Source organism: Mycobacterium sp. SMC-15 (assembly GCF_045310925.1).
Taxonomy (GTDB): Bacteria; Actinomycetota; Actinomycetes; order Mycobacteriales; family Mycobacteriaceae; genus Mycobacterium.
The window spans coordinates 209,962-230,204 of record NZ_JBJIAJ010000002.1 but is presented as its reverse complement, the minus strand read 5'-3'; the positions used below and the strand labels follow the sequence as shown (position 1 = coordinate 230,204).

Below are 20,243 nucleotides of genomic sequence, written 5' to 3'. Positions count from 1 at the left end.
TTCTATCACGTTTCCGCAGGTCGGACCGGTGTACCTCGGTTCACTAGAGCGGTCGCACGGCCTGTCGCGCGTCCTGCGAGACGCTATTAGCCACCTTCGCGGGTGCGGCTGCCGACCGCTGGCGGGTGTAGTTGCTGATTAGGATTCCCGAGTGGCCGAGATAACACCCCGCCCCCTTCAGCTGTCGACGCAGGTGTGGCGCTTTCTGGTTACTGGAGCCCTGTCGGCGGTAGTGGATTTCGGGCTATACCTGCTGCTGTACCTGGGGGCGGGTGTCCCGGTCGACATAGCCAAGGCGATCAGCTTCGTCGCCGGCACCACCACCGCCTATCTGATCAACCGGCGATGGACGTTCCAATCCTCGGCCCATGCCGGGCGGTTCATCGCGGTAATGGCACTTTATGCACTGACGTTCGCCGTCCAGGTGGGGATCAACCACCTGTGTCTACAACTATTGGATTACCAGCGGTGGGCATTGCCGGTGGCGTTCGTGGCGGCCCAGGGCACCGCGACCGTCATCAATTTCGTGGTGCAGCGGACGCTGATCTTCCGGGCGCGTTAATCCAGACGCGCAGCCGTTAACACCGTCGTGGCCGTTGCCTCCGGCGCGCGGACCGCTGTCGGCTCCGGCGGTGCCGATGGACCCCTCACCACCGGCACCGCCGTTCCCTCCGACTCCCCCGAGGTCTCTCTGGCAGACGAACCGGCCAGGCCGATCAGTCCGCCGCTGCCGCCCCCCTGGCCCGCACTGCCGACGACTCGGCCACTGCCGATCAGGTCCCGCCCAGGCAGTTGTGCCGAGAAGTCATTGATCGGGTCCAGCAACGCCTGGCAGATCAGCGGCAGGTCGGGGTGGATGGCAGCAAAGCAGTCCGGCCCAGCCACGGCGGACTGCAGCATCCCCCAGGCATCGCTGAAGCGCGCCGCAGTGGAACCGCCCAGGGTGTCGAATGTGCCGCTGCCGATAACGTCGAACTCGTCACGGTCGACAACGGAATCATCGATCACATCTGCTCGTGCGGGCGGCCCGACGGCTGGCGATGCCATTCCGCATTCCGGGAACGCGCCCACGGCACCACCAGCGCCGATGATCCGCCGGGCATCAAGCCCCTTGGAACGGCCCGGCCGAGCGGACATGGCGATCTCCCCCACTGGACGTCGACTAACGATCACTAACTTAGTGCGTACGCTAATGGCATTCTTCTCATAGTCAAGACGGGTTTTAATCATGACCTTCAGTGCGATCAACGGAGCCTGTGCCGGCCGGGCCGCCGACAGAACTTGGGCTAATCCGACTTTGATACGCTAATTACCGGCTTTCAGCTGCTCAGCTCTCGCCTATCGGCAAGCGGCGCCCCTCGCGCAGGCGCTACCGAAGGGGGCCGCACCCACTGTCTGGCAGCTAGTAAATCTCAGCAATAATTAAGGAACTCGGCCGGCTGAAATTCTCCGAACGCCGCCGCGGCCCGGTCGAAAGACCGGGCCGCGGGGACTAGGCGTGTGGGGCTCACGGTTTGTTCGCACCGTTGTTGCCGGTCCACTGCACCCCGTCGCTGCTCTGACCAGCGCCGTTGATCTTCTCGTTCGACTGACCATTACCGCCCGTGTTACCGGCGCCGGTGCCCATGCCGCCGCTGCCGGCCTGGAGCTCACCGTTGGTGTACGAACCGGCACTGGCGGGGTTATTCGGCCCGCCCGGACCGGTCGCACCGACGTGGACGTATCCGGCTTTGCCGCCTTGGCCGCCGTCGATACCGGCGCCGCCGGTTCCGCCGGCCACGGTGTTGTCGGTGGCTTGCGCACCCTCGCCCAGCGCGGTGATCTGCGTCGACGCACTGGCGGCACCGCCGCCCGTGCCCCCGTTGATGCCCTCGCCGCCGGTAGCACCGGTCGCCGAGCCGCTCGCCTCAGCGCCGGCACCATCGGCGATGATGCTGGCCTTGCCGCCGTTGCCGCCGGTGCCACCACCGAGCGCACCGGTGCTGGCGTTACCGCCGTCACCGCCGGTGGCCGTGCCGTGCGCGGTCCCACCGTTGCCACCGGCATGGCCGCTGGCACTGTTAATGACACCGGTTCCGCCGTTGCCCCCGGCGCTGCCGGCGCCGTAAGCCGCACCGCCGATTCCACCGGTGCCCGTGCCGTACGACAGGCCTCCCGCTCCGGTGGCTTCGACTTCACCGAAGGCACCGTTGCCGCCCTTGCCGCCGTCGTATCCGGCGCCACCGTTGCCGCCGATCGCGGTCGCGTCGTTGCCGCCGCCGACGGTGCCGCCGGCGTTGTCGACGACCAGGTAGCCCGCGCCTCCGGTTCCGCCCTGGCTGCCGGTGCCGTCACCAAGGCCGCCGGTCCCACCGTTTGCCGTACCGGTGATGGTGCTGCCAGCGCCATTGGCGTTGGCGACAGCCTCACCGCCGAGGCCACCCCTGCCGCCGTCCGTGCCGTTGCCGCCGGCACCACCGGTGACCTCGGTGCCGGTGACGTGCGCGCCGTCGGTGGCGATGAGGCCGCCGGCACCACCGGCACCACCGATTCCGCCGTTGGAGTCGCCGTCTGCGCCGTTGCCGCCAAGGGCCTCGCTGTTGGCCACGCTGCTGCCCATTCCGGTGACCGTGACGGTGGCCGCACCGCCGGCGGCGCCGCCCGCACCGCCGTCACCGCCGGTGACAGCAGTGTCCGCGACACCGCTCCCCGCTGCGACGGTCACAGCAGCGGCGCCGCCCACACCGTTACCGACACCGTCACCGCCGTCGATCGTGGTGCCAGAGACCGTGCCACCCGTGACGGTGAGGTTGGCCGCACCGCCCTTGCCGGTGCCCGCACCGGCGTCACCACCGGTGAGGTGAGTGTCGGTGACGCTGCCGCCACCGGTGACAGTGAGGCTGCCCGCCCCGCCGAGGGCGGTGTCGGTGCTCTGCCCCGCCGCCACCGAGCTGCCGGCAACGGACCCACCGTCGGTGGTGATCCGCGCCCCCGGCCCCTGCTGAGTACCGGCACTGTCACCTCCGGTGACCTGACTGTTGGTGATGGAGTCGCCCTCGCCCCTGGCGATGATCACCGTGTCAGAGGCCACCCGGCCGTTAGACCCGACGACACCTGCACCGCCGTCGCCACCGGTGGCGGTGACGCCGGTAACAGACGAGTCCTTCCCGAGAGCCTGGACATAGGTGTAACCACCCTGACCGCCCACGGCCCCGACACCGGTGCCGTCACCCCCATCACCAGCGGTCACCGTGCCGTTAGCCGTGGTGCCTTCATTGAGCGCCCCGACCTGGCCAGTAAAGCCCCGGCCGCCGGTGCCGCCATCGATACCGTCACCGCCATTGCCGCCCTGAGCGCTACCACTGGCCTGCGCACCAACGCCGCCTGCGACGATGCTGCCGGTATTGCCAGCGCCGCCCTTGCCGGCACCGACCGCGTCACCACCGACACCACCGGTCGCCACACCCTGCGCGGTCCCGCCCGCACCGCCTAGGCCGCCACTGGCGTAAGCCCCCTCGATGTTGGCGCTGCCACCGTTACCGCCCACGCTGCCCGCGCCCGTTCCCATGCCGCCGGCACCGGCAGTAGACGAACCGAACGCAGTTCCGTCCTGACCAGCCGTCACCTGCGCGTAGCTGCCGTTACCACCGGTCCCGCCGTCAACACCAGCACCGCCGGCGCCGCCCTGGGCCACCGTGGCAACGCCCGCATTGCCGACCGTGCCGCCATTGCCGACAAAGGCGTAACCGGCACCGCCATTACCGCCGTGACCAGCCGTCGTACCCGCACCACCAGCACCGCCGATGGCCTGCACCTGATCCGGATCACCAGCAATACCCACCGTGCCATCGGGAGCCCGAACGATCGCGAGACCACCCGTACCGCCGGTGCTGCCCGTGCCGTCCGCGTTACCTCCGGCACCGCCGGTGGCATTACCGGAGGTGTGTTCGTTATCACCGACGATCAGACCTCCATCGGTGATCCCGGCATCAACGGAGGCCGCGCCGCCGGCGCCACCCTTGCCGCCGGCCTCACCATTACCGCCATCACCGGCGTGGGCCGTGCCCTCAGCGGTGGTCTGGCTGCCGTAAGCCCCGACGCTCGCGGCACCACCGGCACCACCGATACCGCCATTGGCATCACCGGCACCACCATCGCCACCGATCGCATGACCGTTGCTAACCGCGCCGCCCTGGCTGGCAGTGACGCTGGCACTACCGCCAGCGCCGCCCCCGATCCCGCCACCGGCAGCACCGCCCACGAGACTGCTGTCCACGACGCTGCCGCCGCCGGTAGCCGTCACTGTGGCGCTGCCACCGGCACCGCCAAGCCCGGCGTCACCTCCCGCAAGAGTGGTGTCCGCGATGGAGCTTCCGGCGCCATGGACCTCGACCTTCACCAAACCGCCGGCGAAGCCGTCCGTGCCGTTGCCGCCCGTCGCCGTGACGTTGCTGACGGTCGCATTGTCATAGACCAGGAAGTTGCTGGTACCGCCCGACGCCGCCGAGGTCACATAGCCGGCACCACCGTCACCACCGATGGCGTGACTGTCGAGGATCTGTGCGCCCTCACCAATTGCTTGCAGGGAACCCCGGCCGCCACCGGCGCCGACGAGGCCATCGTGACCGTCACCGCCCTTGCCACCGGTGGCGGTTCCGGTGACGTGGCTGTCCACACCCGAGGCCTGCAGCCAACCGGTGCTGCCGCCACCGCCGGTGTTGCCGACGCCGATACCGTCGCCGGCGTCACCGCCCTTGCCTGTGCCCGACGCGTAGGACCCGTCGGCGGTCGCGGCCACCTGACCGGTGCCGGCAGTTCGAGAGTCGCCGCCGATCCCGCCGTCGAGACCGCTGCCGCCGGTGGCTCCGAACGCACTGCCGTGTGCTTCCGCACCGACGCCGTTGCTCAGTACGACTGCCATGCCGCCATTGCCGCCCGTGCCACCACCGGTGGCAGCTCCACCGTCGCCGCCGTAGGCCTCACCAGTTGCCGTGCCACCTACCGGACCGCCGTAGCCGGCCTGAACCCAGCCGCCGCTGCCGTCACCGCCGACACTGTTCTCGCCGGTCGCCGTTCCGCCGTTGCCGCCGTAGCTGTCGCCCGTGGCGCTGCCATACGCGGTGGAATTGGTCGAACCCTCGGCCCCGGCGCCACCCTGGCCGCCGTCGATACCGTCGCCGCCGTCACCGCCGGTGCCGGTACCGCTGGCCGAGCTGTTCGTGCCCGTTGCCTCGACGGCGCCTCGTCCGCCCACGCCACCGGTACCGCCCGTTCCAGCACCGCCCGCGCCGCCGTAGGCGCTGCCGGTTGCGGTGCTGCCCGTGCCATCGGCCAGTACCGCGGCCTGGCCGCCGGCTCCACCGACGCCGCCGTTAGTGCCGATGCCGCCGGCACCGCCGTAGGCGTAGGCGTCGGTGATCACACCGCCGTTGGTGGCGGCGATAGTGGCCGCACCACCTACGCCGTCCGTGCCGTCGACAGCGAAGGTGGTGAAACCGCCGCGGGCAAAGCCGCTGCCGCCGCTGCCGCCGTCACCGCCCGTGACGTGACTGTTGGTGGTGGTGCTGCCATCGTCGGCTGTGATCGACGCGGCTCCGCCGCCCGCCGTGGTAGACGCATTGCCACCAGCCGCCGAGCTCGATTCGATCGTGCTGCCGTTGCTGGCGGTTATGCCGGCGGCTCCGCCAGCGCTCCCGGCAGCACCGTTGCCACCGGTGACGTGGCTGTCGGTGATGTGGTCATTACCAGTGCCCGGGTTGGCGCCTTCGGCCCCGGCGAAGTTCGTCGCGCGGCCGCCGTTGCCGCCGTTGACACCATCAGCACTGTCGCCACCGCCCCCACCGGCCGCCGAGCTGTCGGTGCTGGTGCTGTTGTCCGAAGTGGCCTGCACGTAGGCCTGGCCACCATTGCCGCCGGTCAGCCCATCACTACCCGTACCGCCATCGCCGCCGCTCGACTGGGCATCGGTGACCGTGGAGTTTTCGCCCACCGCCCGGACCCAGCCCAGCCCACCATCGCCGCCCTTGCCGCCTGCACCGATGCCGCTGCCACCGCTGCCTCCGTGGGCTTCGCCGTTAGCCGTGGCTCCGTCGGCCAGTGCCGACACCTGACCGCCGATACCGTTGCCACCAGTACCACCGTCGAGGCCATCACCGCCCGAGCCGCCGACCGCGATGCCAGAGGCTACCGCGCCGGCACCGCCCGCCATGATCGCACCGTTGCGGGCGATGCCACCGGTACCGCCACCGGTCGCATTGCCACCGGCACCGCCCGTCGCATTGCCGGACGCGGTGCCGCCGTTGCCGCCCAAACCACCGGGTTGTCCGTCACTCCAGGCCGCCTGGATACCACCGAGGCCCCCGGCGCCGCCGACACTGCCGACACCCGTAGCACTGCCACCGACCCCACCGGTCGCCGTGCCGGACGCGTCCCCGCCGGTCCCGAAGCCTTCCTGGCCGGCATAAACCGCCCCGGCACCGCCGGCACCGCCAACGCCGCCATCGCTACCGGTACCGCCACTGGCACCAGTGACCGTCGCGTCGTGGACGAGGCCGCCCTGCGCTGCGCTCGCATACCCGACACCACCGGCACCACCCGTGCCGCCGGCGCTGCCGGCACCACCGACACCACCGGTGACGATGGCGTTATCAACGGTGCCACCCGAGTTGGCCTCCACCGTTGCGCCACCGCCGGCACCGCCGGCCCCGCCGTTGGCATCTCCGGCCCCGGCGTTGCCGCCGGTCGCCGAGCTGTCTACAACGGTGCTGCCCGTCCCGTCAGCGGTGATGCTCGCCGCACCACCGGCCGCACTCTCGCTGGCGTTGCCGCCGATGGCCGAGACCGTGTCGATGACAGCGCCGTCGGTCGCAGTCACGCTGGCGCTGCCGCCGGCACCGCCCGAACCGCCGTTACCACCGGTGACCGTGGCGTTGGTGACCTTGCTGTCCGCGCCATCAGCGACAATGGCCGCCGCGCCGCCGTCGAATCCGTCCCCGGCATTGCCGCCGGCCACTGTGCTGCCAACGACACTGCCACCGTTGGTGACCAGTAGCGAGGCGCCGCCACCAAGGGCGTTATCGCTGTCGAGCCCGCTAGACACCGTGGTGTTTTCGATCGAGCCGCCGTCGGCAGCGACCAGCGAGTTGCTGGCACCGTCCTCGCCGACAACACCGCCCTGACCACCATTGCCGCCGTTGCCGCCGTCGACAGTGCCGTCGGTGATGGTGCTGCCCGGGCCATCGGCGTGGATAGTCGCTCCTCCGCCGGTTCCGCCGTGGCCGCCGGCCGCGACCGTGGTGCCTGCGCCCCCGTCGCCGCCCTTACCACCGGTCGCAGTACCGGTGGCAGTGCCGCCGTTGGTGCCACCCACATAGGCACCGCCGCCACCACCACCGCCGGCACCGCCGAAGCCGGCGTCCGCGCCGGCGCTGAGGGCGCCGCTACCGCCGACACCACCGGTTCCGCCGATCGCGCCAGTACCAATGCCGGCACCGGTACCGCCAGCACCGCCGTCGCCGCCCTTCCCGGCTGCGCCGCCATCGACAGCCGCACCACCGGCACCGCCGGTGCCGCCGATACCACCGGCTTGGCCGAGCAGCCCATCGGTGCCGACACCATCGCCGTCGCCGCCCTTGCCGCCGTTGCCCCCGTCGCTGGTCACGCCCGACGTCGTGCCGGCCGCACCGTCGACGCCTGCCGTTCCCACGCCAGTACCGGCGGCACCGCCGGCACCGACCGCGCCACCGGCGGCGCCGTTACCACCGTTACCGCCACCGCCGGCCGCGTCGCCGCCACCGCCGCCGGCACCATCACCGCCGGTGCCGGCCGTTCCTGCATTGCCGCCGTCACCTCCGACGCCACCATTGCCGTTGACGAGGCTGCCGTTACCCCCCGTGCCGCCCTCGCCGCCGGCTCCGCCCGCTCCGGCGTTGCCGCCATTGCCGCCGGAGTTGTCTCCGCCGGTGGCGCTGAAGCCTTCGCCGCCGTTACCGCCAGAACCACCGGCACCGCCTTGGCCTCCGGTGCCACCGACGTTGCCGGTTCCGCCCCCACCGCCGGTTCCACCGGCGCCACCAGCGCCGCCGTGGCCGCCGTCGGGATCCCCGTCGACTCCTGTCAGACCGTTGAAGCCCTGACCGCCGACGCCACCGGCGCCACCGGCGCCGCCATCACCCTCCGCGGCCCGGGTGACGCCATCGGTTTGTAGGCCGCCCTGGCCGCCGTTGCCGCCGGCGCCACCGTTACCGCCGGCCGTGCCGTCGACGTTGACCGCGTCACCCGCGGTGCCCGAAGCACCGTCCTTGCCGGCCCCACCGTTGCCGCCGACACCGGCCGCACCGTCCGCGGCATGCCCGCCACCGACTACCTGGCCGCCCTTACCGGCGTTACCACCGAGACCACCGTCGCCACCGGACGTGCCCGCCGCCGCACCGCCGTCCGTGGCGGCGTCATACCCGGCGCCGCCGGCGCCACCGTCGCCGCCCTTACCGGCCACACCGTCGGCGCCCGACGCGGCCTGGGTGCCGCCACCGGAGACACCACCGGCGCCACCAGCACCGGCGTTACCGCCGTCGCCACCATTTCCGCCAGTACCGCCGGTGGTGTTGACGGCATCCCCGGCAGTGCCGACCGCGCCATGGGCGCCATCGGTTCCCGAACCGCCCTTGCCACCGACACCACCGACACCGTCCAGACCGGCCGTGGAACCGGTACCGGCAACACCACCGTTGCCACCTACCCCGCCACTGCCACCGGACGTGCCCGCCGCAGCACCATCAGCGACCGCGTCATACCCCGCGCCACCGGCACCACCGGCACCACCATTGCCGCCCTTGCCCGACGCCGCATGGCTGCCATCGGTCTGCAGGCCACCCTGGCCGCCGTTACCGCCGTTACCGCCGGAAGTGCCGGCCGTGCCGTCGACATTGACCGCGTCACCCGCGGTGCCCGCAGCACCGTCCTTACCGGACCCACCGTTGCCGCCGACACCGGCCGCGCCATCGGCGGCATGCCCGCCACCGACTACCTGGCCACCCTTACCGGCGTTACCACCGAGACCGCCGTCGCCGCCGGACGTGCCCGCCGCCGCCGCACCGTCAGAAGCGGCGTCGTATCCGGCGCCACCGGCTCCGCCGTCGCCGCCCTTACCGGCCGAGCCGTGGGTGCCCGACGCGGCCTGGGTGCCGCCACCGGAGACACCACCGGCGCCACCGGCACCGGCGTTACCACCGTCGCCACCGTTGCCACCGGTACCGCCGGTGGTGTTGACGGCATCCCCTGCCGTACCGATCGCACCGCTGGCGCCATCGGTTCCCGAACCACCCTTGCCACCAATACCGCCGGCGCCGTGCGTGCCGGCCGTCGAACCCGTACCGGCAACACCACCGTTGCCACCTACGCCGCCGCTGCCGCCGGACGTGCCCGCCGCCGCACCAGCACTGACCGCGTCATACCCCGCGCCACCGGCACCGCCGGCACCACCGTTGCCGCCCTTGCCCGATGCCGCATTGCTGCCATCGGTCTGCAGGCCACCCTGGCCGCCGTTTCCACCGTTACCGCCGGAGGTGCCGGCCGTGCCGTTCACGTTCGAGGCCGTGCCCGCGCTGCCCGCAACGCCGTCCTTACCGGAGCCGCCGTTGCCGCCGACACCGGCCGCACCATCGGCTGCACGGCCACCACCGACCTGCTGGCCACCCTGCCCGGCATTGCCGCCGACGCCGCCATTGCCCGCGGAGGTACCCGCGGCGGCACCGGCGTCGCTGGCCGCGTCATACCCGGCGCCACCGGCGCCACCGTTGCCGCCCTTACCGGCCACACCGTTGGCGCCCGACGCGGCCTGGGTGCCGCCACCGGAGACACCGCCGGCGCCACCAGCACCGGCGTTACCGCCATTGCCGCCATTGCCGCCGACACCACCGTCGGGGTTAAGCGCGCTACCCGCCGTACCGATCGCGCCGTTGGCGCCATCGGTTCCCGAACCGCCCTTGCCACCAATGCCGCCGGCGCCGTGGGTGCCGGCCGTCGAACCCGTCCCGGCCACACCACCGTTGCCACCTACCCCGCCACTGCCGCCGGACGTGCCCGCCGCCGCACCAGCACTGACCGCGTCATACCCGGCGCCACCGGCACCGCCGGCACCGCCATTGCCGCCCTTGCCCGCCGCGGCGTGACTGCCATCGGTCTGCAGGCCGCCCTGGCCGCCGTTGCCACCGTTACCGCCGGAGGTTCCGGCCGTGCCGTCGACGCTGCCTGCGGTGCCCGCGGTCCCGGCGGTGCCCGCTTTACCGGAGCCACCGTTACCGCCGACACCGGCGGTGCCGTCCGCGGCCCGACCGCCACCGACCTGCTGGCCGCCCTGCCCGGCGTTGCCGCCTACGCCGCCATCGCCACCGGAGGTACCAGCCGCCGCAGCACCATCGGACGCCGCGTCATACCCGGCGCCACCGACACCACCGTTGCCGCCCTTGCCGGCCACACCGTTGGCGCCCGACGCGGCCTGGGTGCCGCCACCGGAGACACCACCGGCGCCACCAGCACCGGCATTACCACCGTCGCCGCCGTTGCCACCGACACCACCGTCGGGGTCGCCCGCGCTACCGGCCGTCCCGATAGCGCCATTGGCGCCGGCGGTTCCGCTACCGCCCTTACCGCCGATGCCGCCGGCGCCGTGGGTGCCGGCCGTCGAACCCGTACCGGCAGCACCACCGTTGCCGCCTACCCCGCCATCACCGCCGGACGTGCCTGCCGCCGCACCAGCACTGACCGCGTCATACCCCGCGCCACCGGCACCACCGGCACCACCGTTGCCGCCCTTGCCCGACGCCGCATGGTTAGTCCCATCGGCCTGCAGGCCACCCTGGCCGCCGTTTCCACCGTTACCGCCGGAGGTGCCGGCCGTGCCGTCGACGTTGACCGCGTCACCCGCAGTACCGGCGGCGCCCGCCTTACCCGAGCCGCCGTTACCGCCGACACCGGCGGTGCCATCCGCGGCCCGACCACCACCGACCAGCTGGCCACCCTGCCCGGCGTTGCCGCCGGCACCGCCATTGCCGCCGGAGGTACCCGCGGCAGCAGCACCATCGGAGGCCGCGTCATACCCGGCGCCGCCGATACCGCCGTTGCCGCCCTTACCCGCGGTGCCGTTGGTGCCCGACGCGGCGTGGTTGCCACCACCGGAGTCACCACCGGCGCCACCAGCACCCGCGTTACCACCGTTGCCACCGTTGCCACCGGCACCGCCGTCGGGGTCAAGCGCGCTACCGGCCGTACCGATCGCCCCGTTGGCGCCTGCGGTGCCCGAACCACCGTTGCCGCCGACACCACCGATACCGTGCAGCCCGGTGGCCGAGCCTGCTCCTCCGGCGCCGCCGTTACCACCGGCGCCGCCGGCACCGCCGTCGCTGCCCGGGGCCGCCCCTGCGGCTACCGCGTCCCACCCGGCGCCGCCCTTGCCGCCGGCGCCACCGTCGCCGCCGACACCATCTGCAGCCCGGGTGGTGCCGTCGGCCTCCAGACCGCCCTGCCCGCCGTTGCCACCACGGCCACCGGCTTGACCGGCCGTGCCGTCGATGTGGTTGGCGTTTCCATCGACCCCGTCGGCGCCGTCCTTGCCGTCGCCTCCGTTGCCACCGATCGCGGCGACGCCGGAGGTCGCGCGTGATCCGTCGGCTTCCAGACCGCCGAGGCCCGCGTTACCGCCGGCACCGCCGTTGCCACCGGCCGTGCCCGCGAGCGCGCCGGGGTCCGAGACCGCGTTGTAGCCGTCGCCACCGACACCGCCGCCGCCGCCCTTGCCGGCCGAGCCGTGGGTGCCCGACGCGGCGTGGTTGCCACCGCCGGAATCGCCGCCCGCGCCACCGACACCGGCGTTACCACCATTGCCGCCGTTGCCGCCCGCGCTGCCGTTCATGGTCGATGCCGTGCCCGTGACACCCGCCGCACCGTCACCACCGTCGGTACCGGAACCACCGTCTCCGCCGACGCCGCCGGCGCCATGCGTACCGGTGGTGGCGCCGGTTCCGCCGACACCACCATTGCCGCCCGCACCGCCGTGTCCACCCGAGGTGCCCGCCGCCGCACCGTCGGCGAGCGCGTCATAGCCGCGACCACCTTGGGCGCCGGCACCACCGTTGCCGCCGCCGCCTTCAGCGGCGCGCGTGGCGCCATCGGTCTCGAGGCCGCCCTGGCCACCGTTGCCACCCGCGCCACCGTTACCGCCGGCCTCCCCGTCATGCGATGACGCGCTGCCGTCGGCTCCGGCGTAACCCGCTCCACCGTTGCCGCCCTTGCCGCCGCTACCGGCCGTACCGCCGGAACCGCTGGCGGCCTGCCCACCGGCACCTTGGCCACCGACGCCGCCCTGGCCCGCGTTGCCACCGGCGCCACCGGTTTGGCCGGCGAACCCGTCCACGTGCGAGGCGTTGCCGTCGGCACCGTCGGCACCGTCAGCGCCGTCGCCACCGACACCGCCGTTGCCACCGATCGCCCCGACGCCCTCTTCGCCCCCGATGCCCGCAGCACCTGAGTCGGCGAACCAGCCACCGGCACCACCCGAGCCGGCCTTACCGGCGGCACCACCGTTACCGCCGACCCCACCGTTGCCGCCGCTGATCGCGTCAACGTGGCTGACGGTGCCGTCCTCGCCGTCGGCGCCGTGGCCACCGATCCCGCCGGCGGCACCGGTGCCGCCCGAACCGCCCTTACCGCCGTCACCGAACCAGTTCGAGCCGCGGCCGCCGGCACCACCATTGCCGCCGGCGCCACCGTTTTGACCCGCGCCACCATCGGCGCCGGCCAACACACCAGCCAGTCCCGCCGCGCCGACCGCCCCGTCACCGCCGGTACCGCCGGCACCTGCCGTGCTCCACAACGCCCACAGCGCGGCGTCGCCGCCGACACCACCGGCACCACCGTCGCCACCGGCGGTGACCGCGCTTCCACCGTCACCACCGTCTCCGCCGTGGCTCAGCCACGCGAACAGACCGGCGGCCCCACCGTCGCCACCGGCACCGGTGTCATAGCCGTCACCGCCGTGGCCACCGTTGCCACCGAACAGGCCACCCTGACCGCCCGCACCGCCGTCGTAGACGCCGCCCGTCCCATCGGCGTCCCATCCCGCACCGCCGCTGCCGTAGATCCAACCGCCGGCGCCGCCGTCGGGGTTGGCGGCCGTTCCATCGGCGCCGTTGCCGAACGGCATGAACCAGTTGATCTCGCCCCAGTTGAAGGATGCGTCCGCAGAACCCGGCCAGCTGAAGTCGGCCGCTCCGATATCGCTGAGGTTCAGGTCGGCCAGCACTGCATCCCAGGTGGCGGTATCGCTCCAGGAATCGAAGACCCCGTCCCAGCTGGCGGAGTCCAATACGACGCCCCAGGCGGCCTGATCACCCCAGTTGGCGCTGAGGTCCGCGACGGCCGTACCCAGGTCCTGACCGAACAGGTCCACCCACACGTCTTCGATGTCCGCCTGCGCGGTGGGAGCCGCGGCTAGCGGCCCCAACCCAAACGCGAGAAACGCGCTCACCGCGGTTCCGGAGCCCAACGCCCGGCTGCTGCGACGGCGACCTTTGAAACCACTCTGACGGTAGCGAGACATGGCACGTGCCCCTTAGCTGCAGATATTGACGACGGCGGCAAATCTAATGGGGGGCTAGGTTAGCAGGGGCTAACTCTTAGTCAACCCCTATTTCCTTGAGGAACCTGGGCGGTGCCGACAACGCTTGTTTTCAGCGCTTTGACCAGGGGCAATCGGAAACTGAGAAGAATGTTGTTAACGACACCGCGTAGATTCACAGCTCTTGTACATCACTTATTTTCTTCTCAGATTAGGTAAAAATGCCTACGCTTCGTTTGCCAGGGCGGACGGGCTGGCGTAGGGGATCTGCCACCCGGCGCCCTCGGCCGCGGGCCGCAACGCCATCGCGGCCCGGTCGAAAGACCGGGCCGCGATGCTTGGAGCGGGCGACCAGTAGCGCGCCCCTCCCCTTACGGGTTGTTCGCGCCGTTCTGACCGCTATCGCCGGTCACGCCGTTGGGCTGACCGTCCTGGCCGGCTTGGCCGTTGCCACCGGTGCCGCCGGTGGTGGCGGCGTCTCCACCGTTGCCGCCAGCACCACCGGCGCCGCCGTCGCCGTTGCCCTCAGCCCCGACCGAGCCGCCGTCACCGCCATTGCCGCCTACACCGTCGCCACCGACGCTCGCATTGCCGACGCCGCCGGCACCACCGCTGCCGCCAACAGCGCCGATGCCTCCGTCGCCGCCTGCACCACCGTCGCCGCCCGTACCGTTGGCGTCGATGGACAAGCCGGCGATGAGGATTGATTCGACGTTGCCGCGGCCGCCAGCTCCGCCGTTGCCGCCGAGGCTGCCATCGCTGCCGTTGTAGCCGCCGTCGCCGCCCGCACCACCGGTGGCGGTCCCGCTCACGGAGATTCCGGGCGCGTGGCCCTGTACCGATCCGGTCCCGCCGTTACCGCCGTTACCGCCGTTGCCTGCGCCGCCGTCGCCACCGATACCGGTGCCGGTAGCCGTGCCGCCGGCATTCCAGGACACCACTTGGGCATTGCCGCCGTTGCCGCCGGTGGCGCCGTTTGTGCCGGCGCCGCCGACGCCGCCGACGGCGATGCCGTCGTTAACGGTGGCCTGATCGATGGCGAGGATCTGGGTGTTGCCACCGTTGCCGCCCGTGCCGCCATCGGTTCCGGTGCCGCCGAGACCACCGGTAGCGCTGCCGCCATTGACGGCTTCACCGTTCCCACCTTGGACAAGGGCAGTACCGCCGTGGCCGCCACTGCTGCCGATCCCGTTGCCGAGACCGCCGTCGCCACCAGTGGCGGTGACATCGTGGGCGGTGTTGTCGGGGTACGTGAGTCCGTCATACCCGCCGGTGACCCAGCCCGAGCCGCCATCACCGCCGACGCCGCCATTTGTGCCGACACCGCCGGCACCTCCGCTGGCAACCGCGTTGGCAACGGAGGTGCCTGCTCCGGCCGCATAGACACCCGATTCGCCACCGGTACCGCCGGTGCCGCCATTGCTGCCGTCACCGCCCACGCCGCCGGTGGCTGTGGAGTCGGTTACGGCGGCTCCCTGAACCGCCTCGATGTCGGCCGCACCGCCGCTGCCGCCCACACCCCCGTTGGCGTCACCGCTTCCCGCGTTGCCGCCGGTTGCGGTGCTGCCGGCCACTGTGCTGTTCGCACCGTCGGCAGAGATGGTGGCCGCGCCGCCGACAGCGGTGTCGCTGTTGTGGCCGCCGATTGCGTGACTGTCGGAGATGCTGCCACCGTCGGTGGCGTTGACCGTGGCATAACCACCCAGACCAGCCGACCCACCATCAGCACCGATGGCACTGCTGTCGGAGACAGTGCCGTTGACCGCGAGCACCTGCCCAATGCCGCCGTTGAAGTCACTAGCCGTACCACCGATAGCGGTGCTGCCCGAGATGTCGCCGCCGCTGCCGGCGTCACCGAACGTCCCGGCATTGACATACGCCTGACCCCCGAGGGCACCGGTCCCGCCGCCGGAGGCATCACCACCGGCGCCGGCCGTGGCGATACTGTCGGTGGCCTGGCTACCGGTCGCGTTGGCAACGATCCTGCCCTGACCACCGGCGCCACCGTGACCACCGTTGCCAGCCGCACCACCATCGCCACCGGTGGCAGTTCCGCTGGCCGCGCTGTTGACGCCGAACGCCTGAATATTGCCGATAGTGCCGGCCCCGCCGACACTGCCCGCGCCTGTGGCGTCGCCACCATTGCCGCTCTGGCCAGTACCGCTGGCATGGGCCCCATCAGCGAAGGCACCCACCTGACCGCTACTGCCATTGCCGCCGGTAGCACCGGCAAGACCGTCACCACCATTGCCGCCGATACCGGAGCCATCAGCCACGGCACCGTTGCCACCGGCCACCACACTGCCGATACCGCCGCTACCGCCGTGACCACCACCGGAAGCGGCACCACCGTGCCCTCCAGTTCCGAAACCACTTGCCGCACCGTCATTTCCACCAATACCCGGCCGGACAAAGCCACCCTGGATATTGCCGCTACCTCCGCTGCCTCCGACGCTGCCGGCCCCGTCCGCGCTACCACCATCACCACCGGCGCCTGCGCCGGTGGCGCTGCCCCCGGTGCCGCCCTGCAGCCCAGCACTGACCTCGGAATAGCCACCCGCACCGCCGTGTCCACCATTGGTACCGGCGCCGCCGTCACCACCGGTAGCGGTGGCGTCGCTGACCGTGCCGCCCTGGCTCGCCCCCGCCAGGGCGTCGCCACCCTTGCCGCCGACGCCGCCGTTGGCATCACCAGAACCGGCGTTGCCGCCGGTCGCGGTGCTGCCGTCCACGGCACTGTTTGCGCCGTCGGCCGACACCGTTGCCTTGCCGCCAACAGCGGTGTCGCTGTTGTGGCCGCCGATCGCGTGACTGTCGGAGATGCTGGCCCCGTCGGTAGCGCTCACCGTGGCGTAACCGCCCAGACCACCGGACCCACCGTCAGCACCAGTGGCACTGCTGCCGGAGATGGTGGAGCCGTCGTCGGCGGTCATAGTCACGTATCCACCAGCCCCGCCGTCGCCGGCGATAACCTGCGAATCAGTGATCGTCGAGCCATTCGTGGCGGACAGATCAGCGCTACCGCCTACAGCGGCGCCGTTCGCGTCGCCGCCTTGGACCGTGACGCCATCGATCTGGTCGCCACCGGTGGTGTCGACAGAGCGGCTGCCGGTCACCAGGTTCCCCCGGCCTCCGCCACCGCCGGTGACGCCGGCCGTATTGCTGTCGCCGCCCTTGGCTCCGCTGACCGAACTGTCGGTAATGCTGCTGTTGGCTCCGCTGGTGCCGGGGCTACCCGGGCCTGCGGCGGTTTGCATCACGCCCGTGCCGCCGGCGCCGCCGATGCCGCCGTTACTGCCGGAGCCGCCATCGCCGCCGGTGGCGGAGGCATTGGCGATGGTGCTGTCCTGGCTCAGGACCTGAGCCCAGCCGGTGCCCCCGGCGCCACCCTTGCTGTCTGCGCCGGTGCCGGTGCCGCCGTTACCGCCGTGGCCCGTACCCGTGGCGTGGGACCCGCTGTTCAAAACGGTGATCTGCCCGGTGGCTCCGTTACCGCCCGTGCCACCGTCCAGCCCATCTCCACCATTGCCACCGATGCCGATTCCCTGGGACGTCGATCCGGTTCCGCCCGCGATGACACCGCCGGACCCGGCGTTACCGCCGGTGCCGCCACCGGTGGCGTCGCCTCCGGTTCCACCCGTCGCGGTGCCGCTGGCGGTACCTCCGGGGCCACCCTGGCCCAGGTAGGTCTGCTGATAGCCACTTCGGATCGTTCCGGCACCACCGTTGCCGCCGGTGCTGCCAGCGCCGGTGCCGGTGCCGCCCGCGCCGCCGTTGGCCGTGCCAGAGGAAGTGCCGCCCACAGTCGCAGCGTCACCACCGGTTGTCGTTATCTCGCCCGCGCCACCATCACCGCCGGCACCACCGTTCACACCGTTGCCACCGATTCCGCCGGTAGCGGCGGTGCTTGCACCACCGGTGACACTTCCGCCCAGTTTCGCGTCGATGAGCCCGGCGCCACCGTCACCACCTGTGCCGCCGTTGATCCCACCATTGCCACCGTTACCGCCCGTAGCTGTGCCGCCAGCGCTGCTGCCGGCTCCGAAGGCGGAAATCTTGCCCTGCCCGCCGGTGCCGCCGTGGCCGCCGGCAGCCGTGGCAGTACCCGCACCGCCGGAACCGCCGTCACCGCCCGTGGCAGTTCCGCTCGCGGAGGCCCCGCCGTTGGTGAAGACGCTGCCGCCACCGCCACCGCCGCCACCGCCACCGCCGTAGCCCGGTCCGCTGACACTGCCTTGAGCGCCGTCGCCACCCGCACCGCCGCTGCCGCCACTGCCACCGGTTCCGTTGCTGGCGCCGTCGCCACCTGCGCCGCCGGCACCACCGTTGCCGTCGACGCTGCCGTTGCTACCTGCCCCGCCCATACCGCCGGTGCCGCCGGTGCCGCCGGCCTGGGCGTCGCCGAACAAGTTGTACGTGCCGATGCCCTTGCCGCCTTGGCCACCGGCACCACCCGCGCCGCCGGCAGAAGACCCATTCGTCCCACTGGCGCCTGTACCGATGCCGCTCCCATTGGCGCCGCCGGCACCACCAGTACCGGCCGTGCCGCCGGCACCACCAGTCCCGCCGTCGCCGCCGTTGCCGGCGACCGCATTGCTGCCCCCGCCGGCGCCCTTACCACCGGCACCACCGGTTCCCCCCTTGGCGTCACCACCATTGCCACCCTGGCCGCCGGAGCCGTCAGTCGCCGTAGTGCCGTTCGTCGAGGTACCCGCGGCACCGCCGGCACCACCGACACCACCGTTGCCCGCGGCACCGCCGTCATCGCCCATACCGCCACTACCGCCGTCGGCGCCGCTGCCGACGACAGCGTTGACACCGGCGTCGCCGGTCGCGCCGTTCGCGTTACCACCATTGCCGCCTACGCCGCCATTACCACCGGCACCGGCGTCGGCTCCCGCACCCGCACCGCCCGCACTGGCGAACCAACCGCCTGCGCCGCCCGCACCGGCCTCGCCCGCGTCACCGCCGGCGCCGCCCGCGCCACCGTTTCCACCGATGGCGGCATTGCCGAGCAGGTCGGCATCGTGCCCAGCGGCACCGCCGCCACCCTCGCCGCCCGCGGCACCATTCCCCGCCGCGCCGCCGTTGCCACCGACGCCGAAGAATGTCGAGCCCCTACCGCCGGCACCACCGTTGCCGCCGCTACCGCCGGCTTGCCCGGAGCCGCCGTTGCCGTCTCCGGTGACAAAGCTGCCGAGAGCGCCTGCAGCACCGGCCAATCCGTCGCCACCATTGCCACCGATACCGGGCGTGCTGAACAGACCCCACTGGGAGGCGTCACCACCGGCGCCGCCGGCACCACCATCGCCACCCGCGGTGACCGCCTCACCGCCAGCACCACCCGCCCCGCCGTGACTGAACCAGGCGAAGGGACCGGCGGCACCGCCGTCGCCACCGGCACCACCGTCGTAGCCGGAGCCACCGTCGCCGCCGTTACCACCGAACAGGCCGCCCTGCCCGCCGGAGCCGCCGGCGTCAATACCGCCCGCACCGTCGGAGTCCCAGCCCGTACCGCCACTGCCGAAGATCCAGCCACCGGCCCCACCATCGGGGTGGGCGGCGGTGCCGTCCGCTCCGTCACCGAATGGCATCAGCCAATTAATCTCGCTCCAATTGAACGACGCATCCGAGGCACCCGGAAGGTCAAGGGAGGCGGCCCCGATACCGGCCAGATTCAGATCCGCCAGGATCGCATCCCACATGGCCGGTTCACCGAGGCCATCAAAGAAGGGGGTCCAACTCCCCGGGTCGAATACCACCGCCCAGGCAGCCTGGTCACCCCAGTTGGCACCCAGATCGGCAACAGCGTTACCGAGGTCGGCGCCCAACAGGTCGATCAACACATCGTCAAAGTCGGCATGCGCGGCCGGCGCCCCCGCCCACGGCCCCAACCCAAACGCGAAGAACGCACCGACCACGGTCCCGGCACCGAAGACACGGTTGCGACGACCCTTGGACCCACCCTCACGATGACTAGCCATGACGCCTTCCCCCTTAACTGACGCATAATGCGGGCACAGCAATCTCGTTAGGGAGCTACGTTAACAGCGATTCTCAGTCAGTCAACCCCGGTACACTGCAGCAGACTAAAGATCTAGATTGACGCTTGTTACCCCTGATTACGGTTAGTTATGCTCCGTAAATAGACTTACAACTAGTGTTGTCATTTACGTCTTCACAGGTAACTAACAGTTAAGCGTCGCGGCACAGGCTCTCAGCAAAGCGATCGCGCGCTCAAAGCGTTTGCTGGCAGTTGCAGGCTCGGCGTCACCGGCCACCGATCAGGCCCCCTAGGACCACCAGGTGCAGGTCACCGGCAGCCACGTCGCCTCGGCGGGCCGGCACCCACGATTTGGCGAACGCCTCCGATGCCGCGATGGCGCCGGCGCCTTCGCGGCGGCGCCGGCGCGACCCCGCCCCCGGCGGCGATATAAGGCCGGCGGCCTCGGTTATGCGACCTCGCCGCAGGGTTTCTACGGGTGAGATCGGGACTTCGCAATCAACTACGAATGCCGCTGTCCCGATTACCCTCCAGTAACGCTTCGCGACCTGTGGCGATAAGGACAACAGTTCGCAATAAGAACCGCCATCTTCCCCGTTTACCACGCCCAAAAAAGCGACGCGGCCACCCCATTGCCGGGGCGGCCGC

4 protein-coding genes are annotated in these 20,243 nt (G+C 71.6%); 1 reads left to right on the top strand and 3 read right to left on the bottom strand.

What is annotated here, in order from left to right:
• The first annotated feature begins 151 nt into the window (after positions 1-151).
• Positions 152-562 (top strand): GtrA family protein, encoded by a 411-nt coding sequence (locus ACJH71_RS03900; RefSeq protein ID WP_406756733.1) that lies wholly within the window; start codon positions 152-154, stop codon positions 560-562.
• Here the strand turns inward: ACJH71_RS03900 and ACJH71_RS03895 are convergent.
• The 3 genes from ACJH71_RS03895 to ACJH71_RS03885 all read right to left on the bottom strand — a co-directional run bounded on the left by ACJH71_RS03895 (position 559) and on the right by ACJH71_RS03885 (position 19,575).
• A complete protein-coding gene (locus ACJH71_RS03895; RefSeq protein WP_406756732.1) occupies positions 559-1,137 on the bottom strand; it encodes a hypothetical protein in 579 nt (192 codons plus the stop codon). The two genes, ACJH71_RS03900 and ACJH71_RS03895, sit on opposite strands and share 4 nt — an antisense overlap.
• A 370-nt stretch (positions 1,138-1,507) precedes the next feature.
• A complete protein-coding gene (locus ACJH71_RS03890; protein ID WP_406756731.1) occupies positions 1,508-13,501 on the bottom strand; it encodes a beta strand repeat-containing protein in 11,994 nt (3,997 codons plus the stop codon).
• A 461-nt stretch (positions 13,502-13,962) separates the two neighbouring features.
• The gene (locus ACJH71_RS03885) at positions 13,963-19,575 is read right to left on the bottom strand and encodes a beta strand repeat-containing protein (RefSeq protein WP_406756730.1); all 5,613 of its coding nucleotides are present in this window, start codon (positions 19,573-19,575) and stop codon (positions 13,963-13,965) included.
• Positions 19,576-20,243 lie beyond the last annotated feature (668 nt).